The following is a 17,781-nucleotide window of genomic DNA, read 5'->3' as shown; positions in this document are numbered from 1 at the left end:
TGCGGTGGTTTTTCTGTTTATGAGAGACGCTTAATGATATCGGTTACGCCGCTTCTAGATGCGTTGTTAAGTATGGTTGCCATGCTTGTTGGTACAAGTTCTTAGACTGTGTACGCATGTTGCGAATAGAGGCAAGCTCTATTTCGCTTAGCTCACGTTTTTCCAACATCGCTTGACGTTCTAGTTTCTGGATTTTTTCGTATAGGTCGTGTTCGGGACCGCTTTTTACATCTGCGATTGCTTTCAAGTGCAGTTGAACTTCGGCTACTAGGTTTGTTTTTGGTAAACGAACGAGCAAGTTCAAGTCTCTATATCCTGAAGGGCCAGGTTTTTTGAATCGATTTTTTACTTTCACAATCGTTGTTTCACGCTCTAACGTTTCATAAATGGAGACTAAGCTCGCGACGTCTTCAGCTACAATCGTTGCACGTGCTAGGTCAGTAATACGTTCAACTTTCCCATCTAACTCTAAAGCTATCTTTTCTTCTGCTCGTTGTTTGGATTTTACACCTGCGAAGTATGGCTGAGCGTCATTAAGAAGTGCGGTACTTTTACAGATAGTTTCAAGTTCAAATTGTGCTTGGTGTGCTTTGCTGTAAAGAATGTCGAAGTCAGAATATGGCTGAGTTGGCGTGGTGTCGATTGACTGAATGCCGTATAAACCGCTAAGGCTGTGTTTAAAAAGTTTCGAACAAACTTCGTTTTGGCTGGTTGAACGATTTTGTTCGCCACTAGGCGCAGGGGTAATTGGAAGTGCGGCAAATGCCGGTGCACGGCTAAGTACCAAAAGCATCAATGCTGTAGTACGAAGAAATAAGCTCATTCACTCTCCTTAACTTGCTTGTACTTAGAAAATAGGGAACATAAAGGTCGCTAAGTTCGGCAAATCAGGTACTAACTTATAAATGGGGCCATTACGAAAGATTCCAAGGTTTCAGTTTTATCTTGAAGTAGAATCGTGCGTTAGATCACCATTTCTCTTTTCTTTATTCTGATTATCAGATAAAGGCGCGTCTCCTATGAGACCGATTACATCCTATCACCGCAGTATTAACCAAAGATGAACGGCATAGACAAATTGAAAAAAAACGTTAGTCTTACCTCTCAAAATGAAAACAGCCGACAAGTAGAAAGTAAAATGAGAGACCAAGAATTTTGGCATAACAAATGGGCCAGCAATCAGATCGGATTTCACTTGGAAGATGTAAACCCGCTATTACCAGTATATTGGAAACACACTAATCCAAAGCGTGAAGATAAAGTGTTAGTTCCTTTATGTGGAAAGTCAGAAGACTTGATTTGGCTAGCGATGAAGCATGATTCGGTTGAAGGTGTTGAGCTAAGCCATATTGCTGTGCGTGCCTTTTTTGCTGAACATTTTTACACGCCAACGGTAACGCCTCTTAATGGCATGCACGAGCTTTATCAATTTGATGAGCTCTCTATTTATACTGGGGACTTTTTCACTGCACCAGTATCTCAAGCCGATATCATTTATGATCGCGCCGCGTTGGTTGCTTTACCGCAAGATATGCGAGAGGAGTATGTAGAGCGTCTCAAGCAACTGCTGAACCCAGGCGGTCGTATTTTGCTTGTTACACTCAACTATCCTCAAGAAGAGATGGCAGGGCCTCCATTTAGCGTGCCGGTCGAAGAGATAGAGCAGTTATTTTCAGGTTACAAAGTTACTTGTTTGAACGTAGATGAAGCTGACGAGAATCATCCTAAAATTGCGAAAAAAGGCTTAAGTCGCTTCTCTGAAGAAGTGTACTTAATCGAGAGTGAATAGGCTCTCTTCGGTTTGGAACACGAAATAGCGCAGCAATTTGAGCTGCGCTATTTTTGTATGAGTGGTTCGTATTTAATAAATGATATTCACTTTTGAAGCACTTTCAACAGCATCTTGAACGGCTTCTTCGGTGGTTTTTCGTCGCGTAAGGACAACACCTAAACGGCGGCGGCCATCGATTTCTGGCTTACCGAATAGACGAACTTGTGTTTGAGGTTGAGCTAAAGCTTTGCTTAGGTTTTCAAAGCGAATGTTTGTGGAAGTTCCTTGTCCAAGAATAACAGCAGACGCAGATGGGCCATATTGCACAATATTATTAATTGGCATTCCGGTAAACGCGCGCACGTGGAGAGCAAACTCAGACATTTCCTGTGAAATCATTGTAACCATGCCCGTATCGTGAGGGCGAGGAGAGACCTCATTGAAAATGACTTTATCGCCTTTAACAAATAGCTCTACACCAAAGATGCCGTAGCCACCGAGCGCGTTTACCACTTTCTCAGCCGTGTATTCAGCTGCTTTTACTGCGTTTTCTGACATAGTTTGCGGTTGCCATGATTCGCGGTAGTCGCCATCTTCCTGACGATGACCAATTGGAGCACAGAAATGCACACCGTCAACGGCTCTGATGGTCAATAAAGTGATTTCGTAATCGAAGTCGATAAAACCTTCCACGATAACGCGACCTGCACCCGTACGCCCGCCTTCCTGAGCGTAATCCCATGCTTTTGTAACGTCGTCTTCGGTCTTGATAACACTTTGCCCTTTACCTGAAGAGCTCATCACAGGCTTCACCACGCACGGAATACCCACATGCTCAACCGCGGCTTTGAAGTCTTCAAAGTTATCTGCAAAACGATAAGGTGAAGTCGTCAATTCCAGTTCTTCTGCTGCCAAACGTCGGATACCTTCACGATTCATTGTTAGCCTGGTTGCCTTAGCGGTTGGAACAACATTCAGTCCTTTCTCTTCAAGCTCTACCAGTTTGCCGGTTGCGATGGCTTCAATTTCTGGTACGACGTAAGTAGGTTGTTCCTTCGTAATAACTTCTTCTAAGGCGTTCCCATCTAACATGTCGATAACATAACTACGGTGAGCGACTTGCATCGCTGGAGCATTGGCATAGCGATCACAAGCAATCACTTCTAAACCAAGTCTCTGGCATTCAATGGCGACTTCTTTACCGAGTTCGCCAGAGCCTAAAAGTAATACACGGGTAGCATTTGCGCTAGTTGCAGTGCCAAACATAGTGTTCCCTTACAAAATAGAGTGATGAGACAGAAATTGCAGGAGATCATACTGAAGTTTTATGACAAAGCAAACGTTTGCTTTTGGTTTTTAGGTAATAAAAAAGCTCTACATGTTGTAGAGCTTTTTGTTGAATTTGTGTGCCGTCCTAAATAAGGTTGACAAAACTAAGCGGAATATCTGGATTCAACGCTTCCAACGTTGATTGCGTATCGGCTAAGTGACTGATCTTACCTTCAGAGTTTTCTACCAATGCAGCGGCTTTGATGCTGTCAAAGGTTTCACCCGCAAGTAAAACTTGGATTAGCGCAACTTGTAGCGGTGGCAAGCTAGGATTAAACGCTGCATTTTCTGCATAAGCGCCTTGGAATACACGGCCGCTAGTCATCTCTAATGCTAAACCACTCAAGTTGTTGGTGTATGGAGAGTGGCTCATGTTCATCGCTTCAACTGCACTTTGGATGAGTGCGTCTTCATCATCACATGAGAATTGGTGTTTAACTTCTGCCATTAAGCCGGACTCGATACCGAGATCGTTTGGTCCAAAGGCTTCAGGCAGGTATTCATGAAGTGACTTTTCTTCGCGTTCTGGGAGCTGGATTTTAAGCTCGTTTGCGGTAGATAACTCATTCATGAACTGGCGGCAGTGACCACATGGGCTGAAGTTGATAGTGATATCCTTAACACCACGTTCGCCTTTCATCCAAGCATGGCTAATCGCAGACTGCTCTGCGTGAACCGTTTGACCCAACTGTACACCAAAGAATTCCATGTTGGCACCGAAGTAAAGGCGACCTGAAAGACCACGAACGATAGCGCCGACATAAAAGTCAGAAAGGGGAGCATAGGAGTACGCTGCGGCAAAAGGAAGTAGCGCAACACGAAGCTCTTTGTCTGATAGACCGGTAGCTGAAAGCAACTGCTCAAATTGTTGAACTGAAAGCGTAGCATCAAAATCATCAGCTTGGATGATAGGAGCAAGTTGTTTGGAAAGTGCTTCTGGAGCGCCTGCTAGCGCCTGTTCAATGCGACTTTTCATGTTGAATCCTTGTTATTGCATGGACAGTTATTCTATGTGAAAGATAGAAATGTTCCGTGCGTTAGATCACGATAAATAATGCAATTGATAATTCTGTTACATAATTAGAGTGAGCTCACACATGTATTCGATTGCACAGGTGTGAAGCGTTATCTCCGTCTCACAATTAACCATATCAGTATATATTCATATGACCAAGGAGCAGGAGTATGTTACCAACGCGACTTTTACCGCTATGCTACTTTATACCTACGTAATCTAGAGCGAGTGGTAGCAGCTAGAATGCTAATGCTATGAATGTACATCTCGATCAAGTCCCTTCACGATATTACTGGGTGAGGTTGCTAGATAAGATAGGGTTTTGAAAAGGGTAAGGAAGAAGCGGAAAGGCTACGGTCTGCCGGAAGGAGGGCAGACCGAGAGCGCTTAACTATTGATATAGCCAGACAGCCAAAGCAAAAAAGCTTGGAGCCAAAATAGAAGTTATGATCCCACATAAAACCAATGCGAGTGATGAGAACGCGGCATCTATGGGCTGTTTCTCTGCACAAGTAGCGGTGCCTAAGGCATGAGAGACTGTACCCATTGTAAGACCACGTGCAATCGGGTGTTTAATTCCAATCAAATTGTAAATTGGGTATGCCAAAATTGCGCCCAATAAACCGACAATCAGAACCAAGATCGCCGCAACGGCAGCTTCACCACCGAGGTGACTCGAAATTTCCATTGCTATTGGCGTAGTGACGGATTTACCCACTAGACTCGCGATTAAATTGATATCCGCTTTGAAAGCGACTGCGATCAAGGTGGTTGTCATCATCGACATCACACTGCCTACTGTGCAAGCGAAAGTGATGATTCGCCAGTTTGCTTTAATTTGTGGTAGTTGTTCATATAACGGGTAAGCCAGAGCAACTACGGCTGGTTGAAGTAAAAAACTGATCCCTTCGTTATCCGCATAATACGTTTCAAACGGTACATTTAAGTAAGTAAGCAAAGGAATGAGCACTGCAATACTGATCAGCAAAGGATTTGCTAGAGGATTATTCACTTTGATTGCAATTTGGCGCGCGACAAGAAAAACCGCAATGGTAACAACTAACCACATATCAGTGCTTCTCCTTTAGCAAGTAGTCCAGCAGCCAAGCGAGGCTGACTAGTACAATGAGTGAGCCTCCAACTGCGCTAGCAATGATAGGGAGGGCATTAGCGAGTAGCATATCGAAATGTTGCATTAATCCCACGCTAATAGGAACGAACAATAAGATCATATAGCGGATAAATAGCGTGGCGCCCGGTTTGACCCAGTCGACTTTTACAAGCCCAAGAGTCATGGAGAAAAACAGTACGAGCATACCGATGACACTTCCTGGAACGGAAACGCCAGTGAACTTTTGAATGGTAATTCCGATGCCAAGTGCTCCCATGATGAGGAAGATTGAAATGAGCAGTTGGATCAGTTGTAAGAATCGTTCTTTAATCATTTTGACAGTATATAAACAACAAGCACACCATAAGGTGCGCTTGTATTAGGAGGAGTTAGGAAGCTAAGCTCTCAACATAACGGTACACGGATTTTAATATCGCAATCTTCTTTTCGTCACTTTCATGTTCGTGAACTAAGTTTTCTAAATTCAGCATGTACTCTTCAATTTGGCTTTCAAACACTTCTCGACAGTGTAGTGCCCAGCGTCTTTGTTCTTGCTCGTCTAATGTGCCTGGGAAGTTACGCGCACGATAGCGGAACAATAGAGGTTTAATACGCTTGTCATCAAATTCAATGTCTAATGCAGCAAGATTATTCGGGTCGGTTTCTCGAATGATATCCATAGCTGCGCGATCAGCCGGAGAAAAGAACCCGTCGTAAAGCTGTGTATCGACGTCATCACTTTTATCGAATTTACGCTCGACTGAAAAGAGGCTAATCAGCTTTTCTCTAATTTCAGGATGTTGGCGCAACAAAGCGAGATTAGCGAGACATTGCTGGCGATCAATGCCAATAGACTCCGCATTTTCAGCCGTTAACGTTTTTGCAGGGGCGAGAATAGGGCATTTGTTCAAATGAACTAGTTTAACTGGCACTGGTAGCAATTCACCAAGATCTTCGCGCTTAGTGTAGAGTCTTTCGTGCAGCTCTTCTGCGGATAGCTCAAGAATAGGTTGAGGGTCTTTCGCTAAATCGATGGTGATAACGGCGTTATTATTGGTTGGATGCCAAGCAACAGGCACAATCCAGCTAGTGTACTGGCATTCGCGCCCTAGCATGCCTGAAACGTGCATCAACGGTGTCATGTTGACGATGTCGACTAAATCATTGAGCTTGCGCTTTTGGCGCATAGAAAAAAAGTAATCAAACAATTTTGGTTGCGCTGCTTTTACTTTCTTTGCCATTTCGATAGTCGCAACCACATCTGCCATGGCATCGTGCGCGTTACTATGTTCTATGCCGTTAGCCACGGACAAATGTTCTAATTTAAAGCTAGTGAAGCCATCTTCGTTTTCTGGCCATTCTACGCCTTCTGGGCGAAGGGCATGGCACGCGCGTAGTACATCGAGTAAATCCCAACGCGAGTTACCGTTTTGCCAACTCCATGCGTATGGATCGATGAAGTTGCGATAACAAGTATAACGGGTCACTTCGTCATCAAAGCGAATGCTGTTGTAGCCTAAACTGGTGGTATTTGGTCTCGCGAGTTCAGTGTGAATCTTAGCGATAAACTCTGGCTCAGAAAGGCCTTCTTGAACCGTTTTTTGCGGAGTAATACCAGTAATAAGCGCAGCTTCAGGAGACGGAAGATAATCAGCCGGTGGTTGACAGTACATGACTAAAGGCTCGCCGATGATATTAAAGTTTTCATCTGTACGAACACCAGCAAACTGGCTTGGGCGATCTTTCGCGGGGTTGGTTCCCCATGTCTCATAATCAAAGAAGAAAAAAGTGGGCTGATTATCTTGGTGCATTCTGCTTACCGTTTACAAAACCGATGACAGTATTAGACCATTCAACGCCTTGACTAGCAACGAAAGATGCAAGTTGAATTTTTGAAAATGAAAAAAGCCGATGGCGAACCATCGGCTTGATATTTTACGTTTTATCGCTTTGGAAGGAATTTGAGTTCTATGCTCGTGTTTCTTCCAATGTTGCTTCACTTTCTGGTGACTTCAGCACTCGGCTAGCAATTGTACCCGCAGTCATTGAGCCTGAAACGTTTAGTGCGGTACGTGCCATGTCAATCAGTGGTTCAATAGAGATAAGCAGTGCCGCGATGGTCACAGGTAAGCCCATTGCAGGAAGAACAATCAAGGCTGCAAACGTCGCACCGCCGCCGACACCTGCAATACCAAATGAGCTGATGGTGATAATCGCAATCAATGACAGGATAAAGTGTAGATCAAGTGGGTTGATGCCCATTGTCGGAGCTACCATCACTGCAAGCATTGCAGGATAGATACCCGCACAGCCGTTTTGGCCGATAGTGGCACCAAACGATGCTGATAGGTTTGCAATCGCTGGTGGTACGTTAAGCTTCGTGATTTGCGCTTCTACGTTTAGTGGAATTGTTGCTGCTGAGCTACGAGATGTAAACGCGAAGGTCAGTACAGGCCAGATTTTCTTAAAGTATTCCGCAGGGCTAACGCCGACAAAAGAGACTAATACGCCATGAACAACAAACATCAGTGCGATAGCAACATAAGACGCCACAATAAAGCCAAGTAGGTTTAGGATGTCGCCTGCGCTTGATGTCGCTACCACTTTTGCCATCAGTGCTGCGATGCCGTATGGCGTTAGGGCCATGATCATCTTCACTAGTCGCATAACGATAGATTGAGCAGCTTCTACGAAAGTACGAATCGGTGATTCCAACTCTGCTTTTTCCATCATCACTTTACGAGCGGCGATACCAGTTAACACGCCGAAAATCACAACAGCGATAATTGAGGTCGAGCGAGCACCTGTTAGATCAGCAAATGGGTTGGTTGGAATGAAGCTAACTAGCATTTGAGGAATAGTTAAGTCACTTACTGTACCGGCACGGCTTTCTAAAACGGCGATACGAGCGGTTTCACGCGCACCTTCAGTTAACCCTTCTGCTGACAGGCCAAATGTCGTTGTCACCAAAATACCGATAAGTGCAGCAATTGCAGTCGTTACTAGAAGAACAGAGATGGTCAGGCCAGAAATTTTACCTAAAGATCCACCTTTCTCCAACTTAACAACTGCAGAGATCATCGATACCAACACTAGTGGCATGATGACCATTTTCAGTAGACCAACGTAGCCACTGCCTACAATGCCTACCCATTCAAGTGTTTGAGCAATTGCGCTGTTGCCTTCACCGTGAATGAGTTGCAAAGCAAGACCAAAAAGAGAACCGGTAACAAGACCGATCAAAACGAGACGTGAAAGAGTGTGTTTCTTTTGTTGTTGATTAAATAGAAAGAACAATATGCCAACAAAGACGGCTAGAGAGGCTATCACTGCAAAATTCATAATTTGACCTTATCAACCAGCCGAAGTGGCGGTTGTTTTTTATACGGGGTTTTATACGGATTTATTTATGGAGCGTAAGATAACGCTCGTGATATAACTTTAAAAATGACAAACGGGTATTAGCTAGATCTAAAATGAATATAAAAACGAGATCTAAGTCGCGTGAGAGTGTGAATTAGCACGTTAATTGTACAAAATGGTTATTCGTAGTGATGCAGTAAGTCACGCATTTCTTTCCTTTGTAAGTAAACCACCGAGTCTTCTTGATAACTGAAAAGTTGATAAATCATCGCTTTGGCGACATCTTCTGCTCGAATAGGTAAAAAGTTGGACAGTTTGCCAAGCATAAGTGGGCGAATTACCTTAAACAGAGTTTGTACTAACTTCTCGTCCATTCTTGGGTTTTGACGTTGACCAACAAGCGGGCCTGGGCGAACAAATACGATTTCCTCAAAATCCATAGCTTCGATTCGTTGTTCCATTTGTCCTTTACAAGCTAAGTAATGGGATGGCGATTTACTATTTGCACCGAGGCTAGAAACAACCGCAAGGCGTTTGACTCCGATTGTTTTCATTTGTTGCGCGACTTTGCACACCAGATCAACATCTACTCTACGCAAATTATCCTTACTCCCTGCTTGCTTAAGGGTCGTGCCTAAACAGATAAAGCCGATGGTTGGTGTTGGTTGGTTCTCATCCCATTGGTGGATAGAAAGGTCTGCATCAATGAGAGGAATAAGCTTGTTGTCCACATCTAGGACGCCATCGAGTGGGCGGCGAGAAAGATAATATAATGTTCCAACACCTGATTGATTTATGAGGTTTGCAATGACTTTTGAGCCTACTAAGCCAGTTGCACCGGCGATGATTGCGCAGGTGTTGTTATCCATATCTTTTCTCCTATATGGGAACATAGTCTAAGCTATTGTAGCGGATTTCAACGAGTTACTTATAATCTCGTGCAAGAAAGGTGAGACGCTCTGCGAACTCGGCAGACTATCCTGAGATAAACTTGATTAGCGCTGCCCCAATTGGATGCAAGTGTATACAATAGTGGGCGCGCAAAAACTGTCGCTGAACAAGACCTCTTGAACAACAGAACACCTCTCACCCAGACAACATCAAAGGAACGTAAAAAATGGATGACTCTTTTGCTGCGGAGATACAAGCACGCATAGATAACAAAACCAAACCCGTCGGTTCTTTAGGCTTATTGGAAAAGGTGGCACTGCAGTTAGCTCTTATTCAAAGTCAGAATAAACCTCAGCCAGTTGATTCCATCGCTATCTGCAAACCAAGCATGCTGGTATTTGCTGGAGATCACGGCGTTGCAGAGGAGGGCGTGAGCATTGCGCCAAGCGAAGTCACTCAGCAAATGGTGGCTAACTTTCTCGCTGGCGGCGCAGCCATCAACTGTTTTTGCGACATTAATGGCATTCAACTCAAAGTAATAGATTGCGGCATGTTGGCTCCTATTGATGTGCTGGTTCCAGAATTTAAATCCCATCCCAACTTGGTTGAACAACGGTTGGGTAACGGTACGGCTAATTTTTCTAAACAATCAGCGATGTCCCCAGAACACGTGGCGTTAGGTTTAGAATATGGTGCGAAGATTGCTGAGCATACCATTTTGCATGGTTCAAACCTCTTAATGTTCGGCGAGATGGGCATCGGTAATACCAGTTCGGCCTCAGCACTGTTATCGGCGCTGAGCTCATTAGATATTGATTATTGTGTTGGCGTTGGCACCGGAATCAATCAACAGCAGTTGAGCCGCAAATATAAACTGGTAGCACAGGGGGTAAACCGATGTCGAGGTCTTGATACCAAAGCGATTCTCGCACAGGTTGGGGGCTTTGAAATCGTACAAATGGTGGGCGCTTTTTTAGAAGCCAAGCGGCTTAAAACTCCAGTTTTAGTGGATGGGTTTATCGTATCGGTAGCGGCTTATATTGCGACGTTGTTAGACGAAGAAACGCGTGAATACATGTTGTTTGCCCATCGCTCTGAAGAAAATGGACATAAATTTGTATTGGAACATCTTAAAGCAGAACCTCTGCTCGACCTTGGTTTACGGCTAGGGGAGGGAACAGGAGCCGCTCTTGCCTTACCCTTGTTAAAAGCTGCCGCCCAGTTTTACAACAAAATGGCGAGCTTCGAGAGTGCAGGAGTTACAGTATAGTGTCAGTCCCTGATAATTCTGAGAAAGTCACGCCGTCATCGTTAAGATACCAGTGGGAGTTATTTCTATTAGCTGCCAGTTTTTTTAGCCGCTTACCCGTGCCCCAAGCGTTGCCTTACAGTGAAGAACGCATGAATCAGGCAGGCCGTTACTTTGCGTTAGTTGGTCTCGTGCTTGGAGCACTTTGCGCTTTGGTATTCTCGCTCACCTCAATTTTTTTCCCAGAGTCGGTTGCCATAGTATTAACGATGGTGTTTAGCTTATTGTTAACTGGGGCTTTTCACGAAGACGGCTTGACCGATATGGCGGATGGCATTGGCGGTGGCATGACCGTAGAGCGACGCCTCTCTATTATGAAAGACAGTCGTATTGGCACTTATGGTGCCGCCACTCTCATTATGGCGTTATTGGCTAAGTATGTTTTTTGGAGTGAACTGGCTAACTTGCCGCACTTTTGGTTGGTCATTGTCGTCGCTTACACCGCAAGCCGAGCACTAGCAGCGACGCTTATTTATGACATGCCTTATGTCAGTGACAGTGATACGTCGAAAAGTAAACCGCTAGCAAGTCGCCAGTCTTCTCTAGAAGTCTCCATTTTGTTGTTTACTGGTGGCGTAACATTGCTTGTGCTTGGTTTCGCGGATGCGATCTTGATATCGCTTGTTCTCGTGGTATTTCGTTTGATGTTCAAACGTTGGTTAACCAAGAGAATTGGCGGCTTTACGGGGGATTGCCTTGGCGCAGCGCAACAGTTGTCGGAACTGCTTATTTATCTCACTATGATTGGGTTGTATCACTCCTCATGAAGCAATTGATACTCGGTGGCGCGCGCTCTGGGAAGTCGCATTTGGCAGAAAAAACAGCTAAGCAATTATCGGTCGCTTCTCATCGATCATTACACTATGTTGCAACCGCGCTGCCATTTGACCAAGAAATGCGAGAGCGAATAGCGCATCATCAAAAGCAACGCGGGGGCGAGTGGCAAGAGCATGAATGCCCCCTTCATTTATCTGAGTTACTGACAAATTTCGCTACCACCGATGTTGTATTGGTCGACTGTTTAACCTTGTGGCTCAACAATTGGATATTTGAGTTAGGTGATGAATGTTCCCATGAGAAGCTAGAAGCAGAAATTGAAAAGCTTATAAAGATGGTACGTGGCTCAGATGCGACGTTAATATTCGTCTCTAATGAGGTTGGAATGGGCATTGTGCCTTTGGGGGCGGTTAGTCGTTATTTTGTGGATAATGCAGGACGGATGAATCAAAAACTAGCCAGTGTTTGCCATCGCGTTACCTTTGTTGCTGCTGGTTTGCCGTTGGTTCTTAAAGAGTAGGATGGAACAAAATGAAAACACTCAATATCTATCTTGTGCGTCATGGAAAAGTAGACGCTCCACCAGGACTCCATGGCCAAACAGATGTAAAAGTTACGCCTGCTGATCAAGAGAGTATTGCTCGGGCTTGGGCTGAGAGTGGACGAGGTGTGGGTGGAATAATTTCTTCTCCACTTTCACGCTGTCAAGAACTGGCAAACATCATTGCTGAACAGCAATTATTACCAGTAATGACGGATGAATCTTTACAAGAGATGGCATTTGGTGATTTTGATGGTATGCCTTTTGATCTGCTCACTGAGCAGTGGAAAAAGCTAGATGCTTTTTGGCAATCGCCAGCACAACATACGTTGCCGAATGCTGAGAGCTTAAGCACATTTTCTGAGCGCATATGTCGCGTTTGGTCTCAAATCATCAACGATATCAATGACAATCTACTTATCGTCACGCATGGTGGCGTCATTCGTATGATTCTTGCTCATGTATTGGAGTTAGATTGGCGTAACCCAAAGTGGTATTCGACGTTGTCGATAGGAAACGCTTCTGTCACGCATGTAACAATTACCATAGATGAGCAAATTTACGCCTCGGTGCGTTCGATTGGCGTACCTCTTTTAACTCGTTAATTTATAAATATTAAAATGCCCAGAACGATATTGCTTACGGGCATAGTCACGGAAGATGTCAGTGGAAGCCCATCTGCTAGGTGCAGGAAGCGAAAATTGACTCAGTTACATAAAAAGGAAATATAGAAATGACAACGCCGAGTTGGGATTTGTCCATCGTTTATAACGACCTTTCTGACCCACGAATTCAAGACGATATTGCTCTTGTGGAACAATGTATTGATCTTTTGAATAAACAATCAGCAGATTGTGGCAACGTAGAGATCATGCAAAATGCGATTTTAACCAATGAAGCCGCGAGTCGTTTAGCGGGCACAGTTGCAAATTTTGCGAGTTGTTATGCTTCTGTTGATGCAACAAACGCCGAAGCGAAATCGTTACTTGGTAAAATGACCCGCATCTTTTCGGAGCTTTCCCAAGCGTTCAGTCCCTTTGATTTGACACTAACGCATGCCGACGAAGAGTTTATCTTGCGCGTGTTAGACCATGAGAATCCTGATATCAGTGGGCAAGCTTTTTCTATCTTGAATTCTAGAAAGTTGGCGGATACTCGTCTTAGCAACGCAGAAGAACAGTTACTGGCTGCGATGAGTGTGGATGGCAAATCGGCTTGGGGTAACCTATACGATAACCTGACTGGCTCATTGAAAGTGAAGCTTGAGTACACAGATGGTAATAGTGAAGAGCTTGGGTTTTCTCAAGCGGCAAGCATTCTTTATGGTTCTGAATTCGAGCGTCAAGAAGCCGCGTGGCGAGGCGTACAAGATGCAATGCAAACGCACCAAGAATCATTCGCTGCGATTTTGAATGCGTTAGCAGGATGGCGCTTAACTGAAAATAAAAAGCGTTCTACGAAGCGTGAAGTTCACTTCCTAGAGCCGAGTTTGCATGGTAGCCGAATCCAAGCTGAAACTTTAAATGCGATGATGACCGTAGCCAAAGACAGTCGAGCTATTGGTCAGAAAGCGGGTTTATTGATGGCGCAAGTACATGGTCTGGATGAGATGAAACCTTGGAATCATCTGGCGGCTATGCCTGCTTTGAGCGGTGAAGCGAAGGTTTACGACTTTGATGAAGCGATTGAGGTTATTTGTGAAGCATTTGAAACAGTAAACCCTGAGATGTCGGAATTTGTCCGTTTGATGGTACAAAATGGTTGGATTGATGCCGCGCCAAATGCTAACAAGCGTCTTGGCGCATACTGCACCAAACTGCCAGCAACGCGAACACCACTTGTATTTATGACTTGGAGTGGCAGCCGGTCAGACCTTATGACTCTGGCACATGAACTTGGCCATGCGTTCCATAACTGGGTTATTCGTGATTTGCCACTTTGCCAAACTTACTACCCAATGACGTTAGCAGAAACCGCCTCTATCTTTGCAGAAAACATCGTTCGTGATCATTTGATTTCGAAAGCTGAGAGCGTTGATGAAAAGCTCGAGATGTTGTGGGAAGAGTTGTCATCTGCGCTAGCTTTAATGATCAACATTCCGGTTCGCTACGAGTTTGAAAAATCGTTTTATGAACGCCGCCAGGATGGAGAGTTAACCGCAGATGAATTCTGTGAGTTGATGTCAGAAACTTGGAAAGAATGGTATGGCGACGTAATGAGCGAACCGGATCCGTACTTCTGGGCAAGCAAGCTGCACTTTTCTATTGATAGCGTGAGCTTTTATAACTACCCATACCTATTTGGTTTCTTGTTTAGCAAGGGTATCTATGCACAGCGAGAAACCAAAGGCGAAGCGTTTTACACCGATTACATCAATTTGCTGCGCGATACAGGCTGCATGATGGCGGAAGATGTCGTCGAAAAGCATCTGTCGATGGATTTAACCCAGCCAACGTTTTGGCAGCAGAGTGTTGAGCTAGTGCGTGAAAAAGTGGATGAGTTTGAGCGTTTGCTCGCACAGCGCGGCTAAGTTTTTCGCAGTGTTGATGCATAATCTGCTTTATAGCTACAAAAATTTGATCAAATCATAATGATCTTAATCAGGGCTGTGGTAAAGTTCACAGCCCTAACACTTTGTAATTGTTTGAAAATTAAACGCCTCAATGCTTGATTTGAGTGCCTGGCGCGAAAAGGCATCGGATTTTCGAGGGAAATAGTGATTTCTACTCATAAGTGAGATCGCAGCAACAAAAATCCTTTGTACAATTTATTAACATATCCGCCGTGCTATTAAGGAGTAACGCATGACGAAGTCTCTCTTTCGCCAATCGTTTTTAACTGACACGTTAGATGTTCATATTGATGTTGCACCAGCGGAGCAGGTGCTTTCTAGCGGTGTAAAACTTAAACTCTATCAGCGTGGTGTATTAGAAGTAATTCCTGCGAATTATACTCAGGATACGAAGAACATCATCATCTCTTGTGGGGTTCACGGAGATGAAACCGCACCGATGGAGCTGGTGGATTCCATTATTCAAGACATAGAATCTGGGTTCCAGACGGTCGATACCCGTTGTCTGTTCATTATCGCTCACCCAGAATCCACTCTGGCGCACACGCGATTCCTCGAAGAAAACCTCAACCGTCTGTTTGACGAAAAAGAACACAAACAGACAAAAGAGCTTGTTATCGCCGATACACTTAAGCTGCTTGTTCGAGATTTTTATCAGGATACCGACCCGACAACACGCTGGCACCTTGATTTACACTGCGCGATTAGAGGCTCCAAGCACTATACGTTTGCAGTAAGTCCTAAGACTCGCCATCCTGTGCGCAGCAAAGCATTGATCGATTTCTTGGACAGTGCACACATTGAAGCTGTGCTCCTGTCAAACTCCCCATCGAGTACGTTTAGCTGGTACAGTGCCGAGAACTTTGGTGCGCAGGCTCTGACGATGGAGCTTGGCCGTGTGGCTCGTATCGGTGAAAATGACCTCGATAAACTGACCGCGTTTGATTTGTCTTTACGTAATTTGATTGCGGAAACGAAGCCAGAACACCTACCAAAACCATGCATTAAGTATCGCGTAAGTCGCACAATCGTTCGTTTGAACGAAGACTTTGACTTTATGTTCGACGACAATGTTGAAAACTTCACCTCATTTGTTCACGGCGAAGTGTTTGGTCATGATGGCGACAAACCATTAATGGCGAAGAATGAAAACGAAGCGATTGTCTTCCCGAACCGCCACGTCGCAATAGGTCAACGTGCAGCTCTGATGGTTTGTGAAGTGAAAACCCGTTTTGAAGAGGGTGAGTTGGTTTACGATTAATCCAACATTGCTTTGAGAAGTTAATTGCAATTTACCGAGGCTTAACTGTAAGGTTAAGCCTCGTTTGTTTTTATCGGCCGCTATGGATTTTCAACAACTTATCCTGAACAAGGAACGACGCTGGCAACGTAACCTGATGGTTATGTCGATCGTGCTCGCTGTACTCTCTGCCATTCACTTGATGGTCGGAGAAATTTTCCTTTCTCCTTTTCAATCCTTATCTGCATTTGAACAGAAGTTATTGGTGGACTTGCGTTTACCGAGGCTAGTGTCTGCGGCAATTATTGGTGCTGCGTTAGCGGTATCTGGCGCGACGTTACAAGTGTTGCTTGGGAACGTGTTGGCTGAACCTGGCGTGCTTGGTATATCTGGTGGTGCAAGCTTAGCAATGGTCTTAATCATGTTCGCGTCACCTGTTCTTCCTACCCCGATTGTTTTTATGTTGGCAGCGATTGCTGGCTCGATGGTATTCACGTTTGTTTTGGTGGCGATAGCAAGGGCAATGCACCTGACGACGGCTCGATTGCTTTTGGTTGGGGTCGCATTGGGTATTTTATCGAGCGCGATTGTGACGTGGGCATTTTACTTTAGTGATGATCTCAGTTTACGCCAACTGATGTATTGGTTAATGGGCAGTATTGGCGGTGCAAGTTGGTATCAACATACCGTTACTTTGGTGATGTTACCGGTGCTTATCTGGTTATGTTGTAAAGGCAAGTCGCTTGATAAATTGATGCTGGGTGAGATTCATGCGACCCAATTGGGTGTCGATGTGCATCAAATGCGTTGGAAATTGATCCTCGCCATTTCTGTTTTGGTGGGTAGTTCAGTCGCTTTGGGTGGCATCATCAGTTTTGTTGGTTTGGTGGTGCCGCACTTGTTGCGTTTGGCTTTTGGTACGGAAAACCGTTATTTATTGCCACTTTCTGCAATATCTGGTGCTGCGTTGCTTGTATTTGCTGACATCGGCGCAAGACTGTTATTGGACTCCGCAGAGTTACCTTTAGGTGTCATGACAACATCGATTGGCGCACCTATTTTCATCTGGATGCTGGTGAAGAGTCATGATGCACGTTAAACATATGTCGGTTGGTAGTCGATTATTGCCTCTTTCTTTTGAATGCAAAGCTGGCGAAATCGTACATATCGTTGGGCCTAATGGTTCCGGTAAGAGTACTTTATTGGCTGCGATTTCTGGTACGTTAAGTCACCGAGACGGTATGAGTGGTGAAGTGTACGTTGGCAACAAAAACTTGCTTACTTTACCGTTGTCAGAGCAAGCTCATGTTCGAGGTTATTTGTGTCAGCAATCGCGCCCAGCGTTTAATGTTGATGTGTTCCAGTATCTCGCTTTATCTCTGCCAAGTGGTGCTGAGATTGCGGATATCAAAGTGCGTGATGCCGTCAATATGGTGGTGGAGCTGGTACAACTGCAAGATAAGCTTCATCGCAGTATTCAAACATTATCCGGTGGTGAGTGGCAGCGTGTCCGATTAGCAGGTGTATGTTTGCAGGTGTGGCGTACCATTAATCCTTTTTCGCAGTTTTTAATTTTGGATGAGCCAGCAGCACCGTTAGATATTGCGCAAGAGGGTCTGCTCTATCAATTGATTAACGCTATGGCGGCGCAGGGAATTGGAGTATTGGTTGCTAATCACGATCTCAATCGCACATTAAAGCACGCAGATAAAGTATTGCTGCTTAACAACGGTGTGCTGCACTCATCAGGAAGTGCCGATACTGTGCTAACGGAAGAAGCGCTCGGGGAAGTGTTCAATACTCAAGTCAAAAAGGTCATCGTAGATGAGCAACCTTATTTAATCTTTGATTAGTATTTCGGG

At 44.7% G+C, this 17,781-nt stretch carries 17 protein-coding genes; 9 read left to right on the top strand and 8 right to left on the bottom strand.

The features are described from left to right. Window positions 1–43: 43 nt before the first annotated feature. Window positions 44–823, bottom strand: coding sequence for a phosphoribosylglycinamide formyltransferase (locus tag R7Z47_RS08925; protein WP_025766820.1), 780 nt, complete (start codon window positions 821–823; stop codon window positions 44–46). Window positions 824–1,138: 315 nt separating this feature from the next. On the opposite strand from R7Z47_RS08925, the gene R7Z47_RS08920 reads away from it, so the two are divergent. Next, window positions 1,139–1,789, top strand: a complete 651-nt coding sequence (locus tag R7Z47_RS08920) for a thiopurine S-methyltransferase (protein ID WP_021707633.1) — start codon at window positions 1,139–1,141, stop codon at window positions 1,787–1,789. A 72-nt stretch (window positions 1,790–1,861) separates the two neighbouring features. Here the strand turns inward: R7Z47_RS08920 and purT are convergent, their stop codons facing one another. From purT to R7Z47_RS08885, 7 genes are all read right to left on the bottom strand, one after another. Beyond that, on the bottom strand, window positions 1,862–3,037 hold the full coding sequence (purT, locus tag R7Z47_RS08915) for a formate-dependent phosphoribosylglycinamide formyltransferase (RefSeq protein WP_017633939.1): 1,176 nt from the start codon (window positions 3,035–3,037) through the stop codon (window positions 1,862–1,864). Window positions 3,038–3,185: 148 nt separating this feature from the next. After that, on the bottom strand, window positions 3,186–4,076 hold the full coding sequence (gene cdd / locus R7Z47_RS08910) for a cytidine deaminase (protein WP_262606578.1): 891 nt from the start codon (window positions 4,074–4,076) through the stop codon (window positions 3,186–3,188). Between the two features lie 430 nt (window positions 4,077–4,506). Next, a complete protein-coding gene (locus tag R7Z47_RS08905; RefSeq protein ID WP_262599252.1) occupies window positions 4,507–5,184 on the bottom strand; it encodes an LrgB family protein in 678 nt (225 codons plus the stop codon). Window position 5,185: 1 nt separating this feature from the next. Continuing rightward, a complete protein-coding gene (locus R7Z47_RS08900) occupies window positions 5,186–5,560 on the bottom strand; it encodes a CidA/LrgA family protein (RefSeq protein ID WP_005397786.1) in 375 nt (124 codons plus the stop codon). A gap of 55 nt (window positions 5,561–5,615) precedes the next feature. Next, window positions 5,616–7,037 (bottom strand): exodeoxyribonuclease I, encoded by a 1,422-nt coding sequence (sbcB, locus tag R7Z47_RS08895; protein WP_017820876.1) that lies wholly within the window; start codon window positions 7,035–7,037, stop codon window positions 5,616–5,618. 157 nt (window positions 7,038–7,194) lie between these two features. Next, window positions 7,195–8,568, bottom strand: coding sequence for an L-cystine transporter (locus R7Z47_RS08890; protein WP_005377885.1), 1,374 nt, complete (start codon window positions 8,566–8,568; stop codon window positions 7,195–7,197). Between the two features lie 200 nt (window positions 8,569–8,768). Continuing rightward, window positions 8,769–9,458, bottom strand: coding sequence for an NAD(P)H-binding protein (locus R7Z47_RS08885; protein WP_053350419.1), 690 nt, complete (start codon window positions 9,456–9,458; stop codon window positions 8,769–8,771). A gap of 248 nt (window positions 9,459–9,706) precedes the next feature. Between R7Z47_RS08885 and cobT the strand changes: the two genes are divergently transcribed. From cobT to btuD, 8 genes are all read left to right on the top strand, one after another. Next, on the top strand, window positions 9,707–10,750 hold the full coding sequence (gene cobT, locus R7Z47_RS08880) for a nicotinate-nucleotide--dimethylbenzimidazole phosphoribosyltransferase (protein WP_151514710.1): 1,044 nt from the start codon (window positions 9,707–9,709) through the stop codon (window positions 10,748–10,750). Next, window positions 10,750–11,556 carry an adenosylcobinamide-GDP ribazoletransferase gene (locus R7Z47_RS08875; protein WP_262606576.1) on the top strand — a complete coding sequence of 269 codons (807 nt, stop codon included), beginning with the start codon at window positions 10,750–10,752 and terminating at the stop codon, window positions 11,554–11,556. The genes cobT and R7Z47_RS08875 overlap by 1 nt, the downstream gene beginning before the upstream one ends. Then, window positions 11,553–12,086, top strand: a complete 534-nt coding sequence (gene cobU, locus R7Z47_RS08870; RefSeq protein ID WP_025766771.1) for a bifunctional adenosylcobinamide kinase/adenosylcobinamide-phosphate guanylyltransferase — start codon at window positions 11,553–11,555, stop codon at window positions 12,084–12,086. The genes R7Z47_RS08875 and cobU overlap by 4 nt, the downstream gene beginning before the upstream one ends. A gap of 11 nt (window positions 12,087–12,097) precedes the next feature. Beyond that, window positions 12,098–12,712, top strand: coding sequence for an alpha-ribazole phosphatase (cobC, locus tag R7Z47_RS08865; RefSeq protein ID WP_115385893.1), 615 nt, complete (start codon window positions 12,098–12,100; stop codon window positions 12,710–12,712). Between the two features lie 128 nt (window positions 12,713–12,840). Next, window positions 12,841–14,637: a M3 family oligoendopeptidase gene (locus R7Z47_RS08860; protein ID WP_042521938.1), complete on the top strand. Its 1,797-nt coding sequence runs from the start codon at window positions 12,841–12,843 to the stop codon at window positions 14,635–14,637. A gap of 274 nt (window positions 14,638–14,911) precedes the next feature. After that, on the top strand, window positions 14,912–15,940 hold the full coding sequence (locus R7Z47_RS08855; protein WP_017820882.1) for a succinylglutamate desuccinylase: 1,029 nt from the start codon (window positions 14,912–14,914) through the stop codon (window positions 15,938–15,940). A gap of 82 nt (window positions 15,941–16,022) precedes the next feature. Beyond that, complete coding sequence (gene btuC / locus R7Z47_RS08850) at window positions 16,023–17,018, top strand: vitamin B12 ABC transporter permease BtuC (protein WP_042521936.1); 996 nt, start codon at window positions 16,023–16,025, stop codon at window positions 17,016–17,018. Beyond that, the gene (btuD, locus tag R7Z47_RS08845) at window positions 17,005–17,772 is read left to right on the top strand and encodes a vitamin B12 ABC transporter ATP-binding protein BtuD (RefSeq protein ID WP_017820884.1); all 768 of its coding nucleotides are present in this window, start codon (window positions 17,005–17,007) and stop codon (window positions 17,770–17,772) included. Before btuC ends, btuD begins: the two co-directional genes overlap by 14 nt. The last annotated feature ends 9 nt before the right edge of the window (window positions 17,773–17,781 follow it).

The sequence above is a fragment of the Vibrio sp. 1641 genome (assembly GCF_033339995.1).
Lineage (GTDB): Bacteria > Pseudomonadota > Gammaproteobacteria > Enterobacterales > Vibrionaceae > Vibrio > Vibrio alginolyticus.
Note: the sequence above shows the minus strand (reverse complement) of the source record. Positions and strands in the feature narration are given on the sequence as shown.

What these genes read in the sequence shown, in the direction of transcription:
- btuC (WP_042521936.1), top strand. Translation starts at nt 16,023, where the DNA reads ATGGATTTTCAACAACTTATCCTGAACAAGGAACGACGCTGGCAACGT.
- cobC (WP_115385893.1), top strand. Translation starts at nt 12,098, where the DNA reads ATGAAAACACTCAATATCTATCTTGTGCGTCATGGAAAAGTAGACGCT.
- sbcB (WP_017820876.1), bottom strand. Translation starts at nt 7,037, where the DNA reads ATGCACCAAGATAATCAGCCCACTTTTTTCTTCTTTGATTATGAGACA.
- R7Z47_RS08920 (WP_021707633.1), top strand. Translation starts at nt 1,139, where the DNA reads ATGAGAGACCAAGAATTTTGGCATAACAAATGGGCCAGCAATCAGATC.
- R7Z47_RS08860 (WP_042521938.1), top strand. Translation starts at nt 12,841, where the DNA reads ATGACAACGCCGAGTTGGGATTTGTCCATCGTTTATAACGACCTTTCT.
- R7Z47_RS08905 (WP_262599252.1), bottom strand. Translation starts at nt 5,184, where the DNA reads ATGTGGTTAGTTGTTACCATTGCGGTTTTTCTTGTCGCGCGCCAAATT.
- R7Z47_RS08925 (WP_025766820.1), bottom strand. Translation starts at nt 823, where the DNA reads ATGAGCTTATTTCTTCGTACTACAGCATTGATGCTTTTGGTACTTAGC.
- cobU (WP_025766771.1), top strand. Translation starts at nt 11,553, where the DNA reads ATGAAGCAATTGATACTCGGTGGCGCGCGCTCTGGGAAGTCGCATTTG.
- btuD (WP_017820884.1), top strand. Translation starts at nt 17,005, where the DNA reads ATGATGCACGTTAAACATATGTCGGTTGGTAGTCGATTATTGCCTCTT.
- R7Z47_RS08890 (WP_005377885.1), bottom strand. Translation starts at nt 8,568, where the DNA reads ATGAATTTTGCAGTGATAGCCTCTCTAGCCGTCTTTGTTGGCATATTG.
- R7Z47_RS08900 (WP_005397786.1), bottom strand. Translation starts at nt 5,560, where the DNA reads ATGATTAAAGAACGATTCTTACAACTGATCCAACTGCTCATTTCAATC.
- cdd (WP_262606578.1), bottom strand. Translation starts at nt 4,076, where the DNA reads ATGAAAAGTCGCATTGAACAGGCGCTAGCAGGCGCTCCAGAAGCACTT.
- R7Z47_RS08855 (WP_017820882.1), top strand. Translation starts at nt 14,912, where the DNA reads ATGACGAAGTCTCTCTTTCGCCAATCGTTTTTAACTGACACGTTAGAT.
- purT (WP_017633939.1), bottom strand. Translation starts at nt 3,037, where the DNA reads ATGTTTGGCACTGCAACTAGCGCAAATGCTACCCGTGTATTACTTTTA.
- R7Z47_RS08885 (WP_053350419.1), bottom strand. Translation starts at nt 9,458, where the DNA reads ATGGATAACAACACCTGCGCAATCATCGCCGGTGCAACTGGCTTAGTA.
- cobT (WP_151514710.1), top strand. Translation starts at nt 9,707, where the DNA reads ATGGATGACTCTTTTGCTGCGGAGATACAAGCACGCATAGATAACAAA.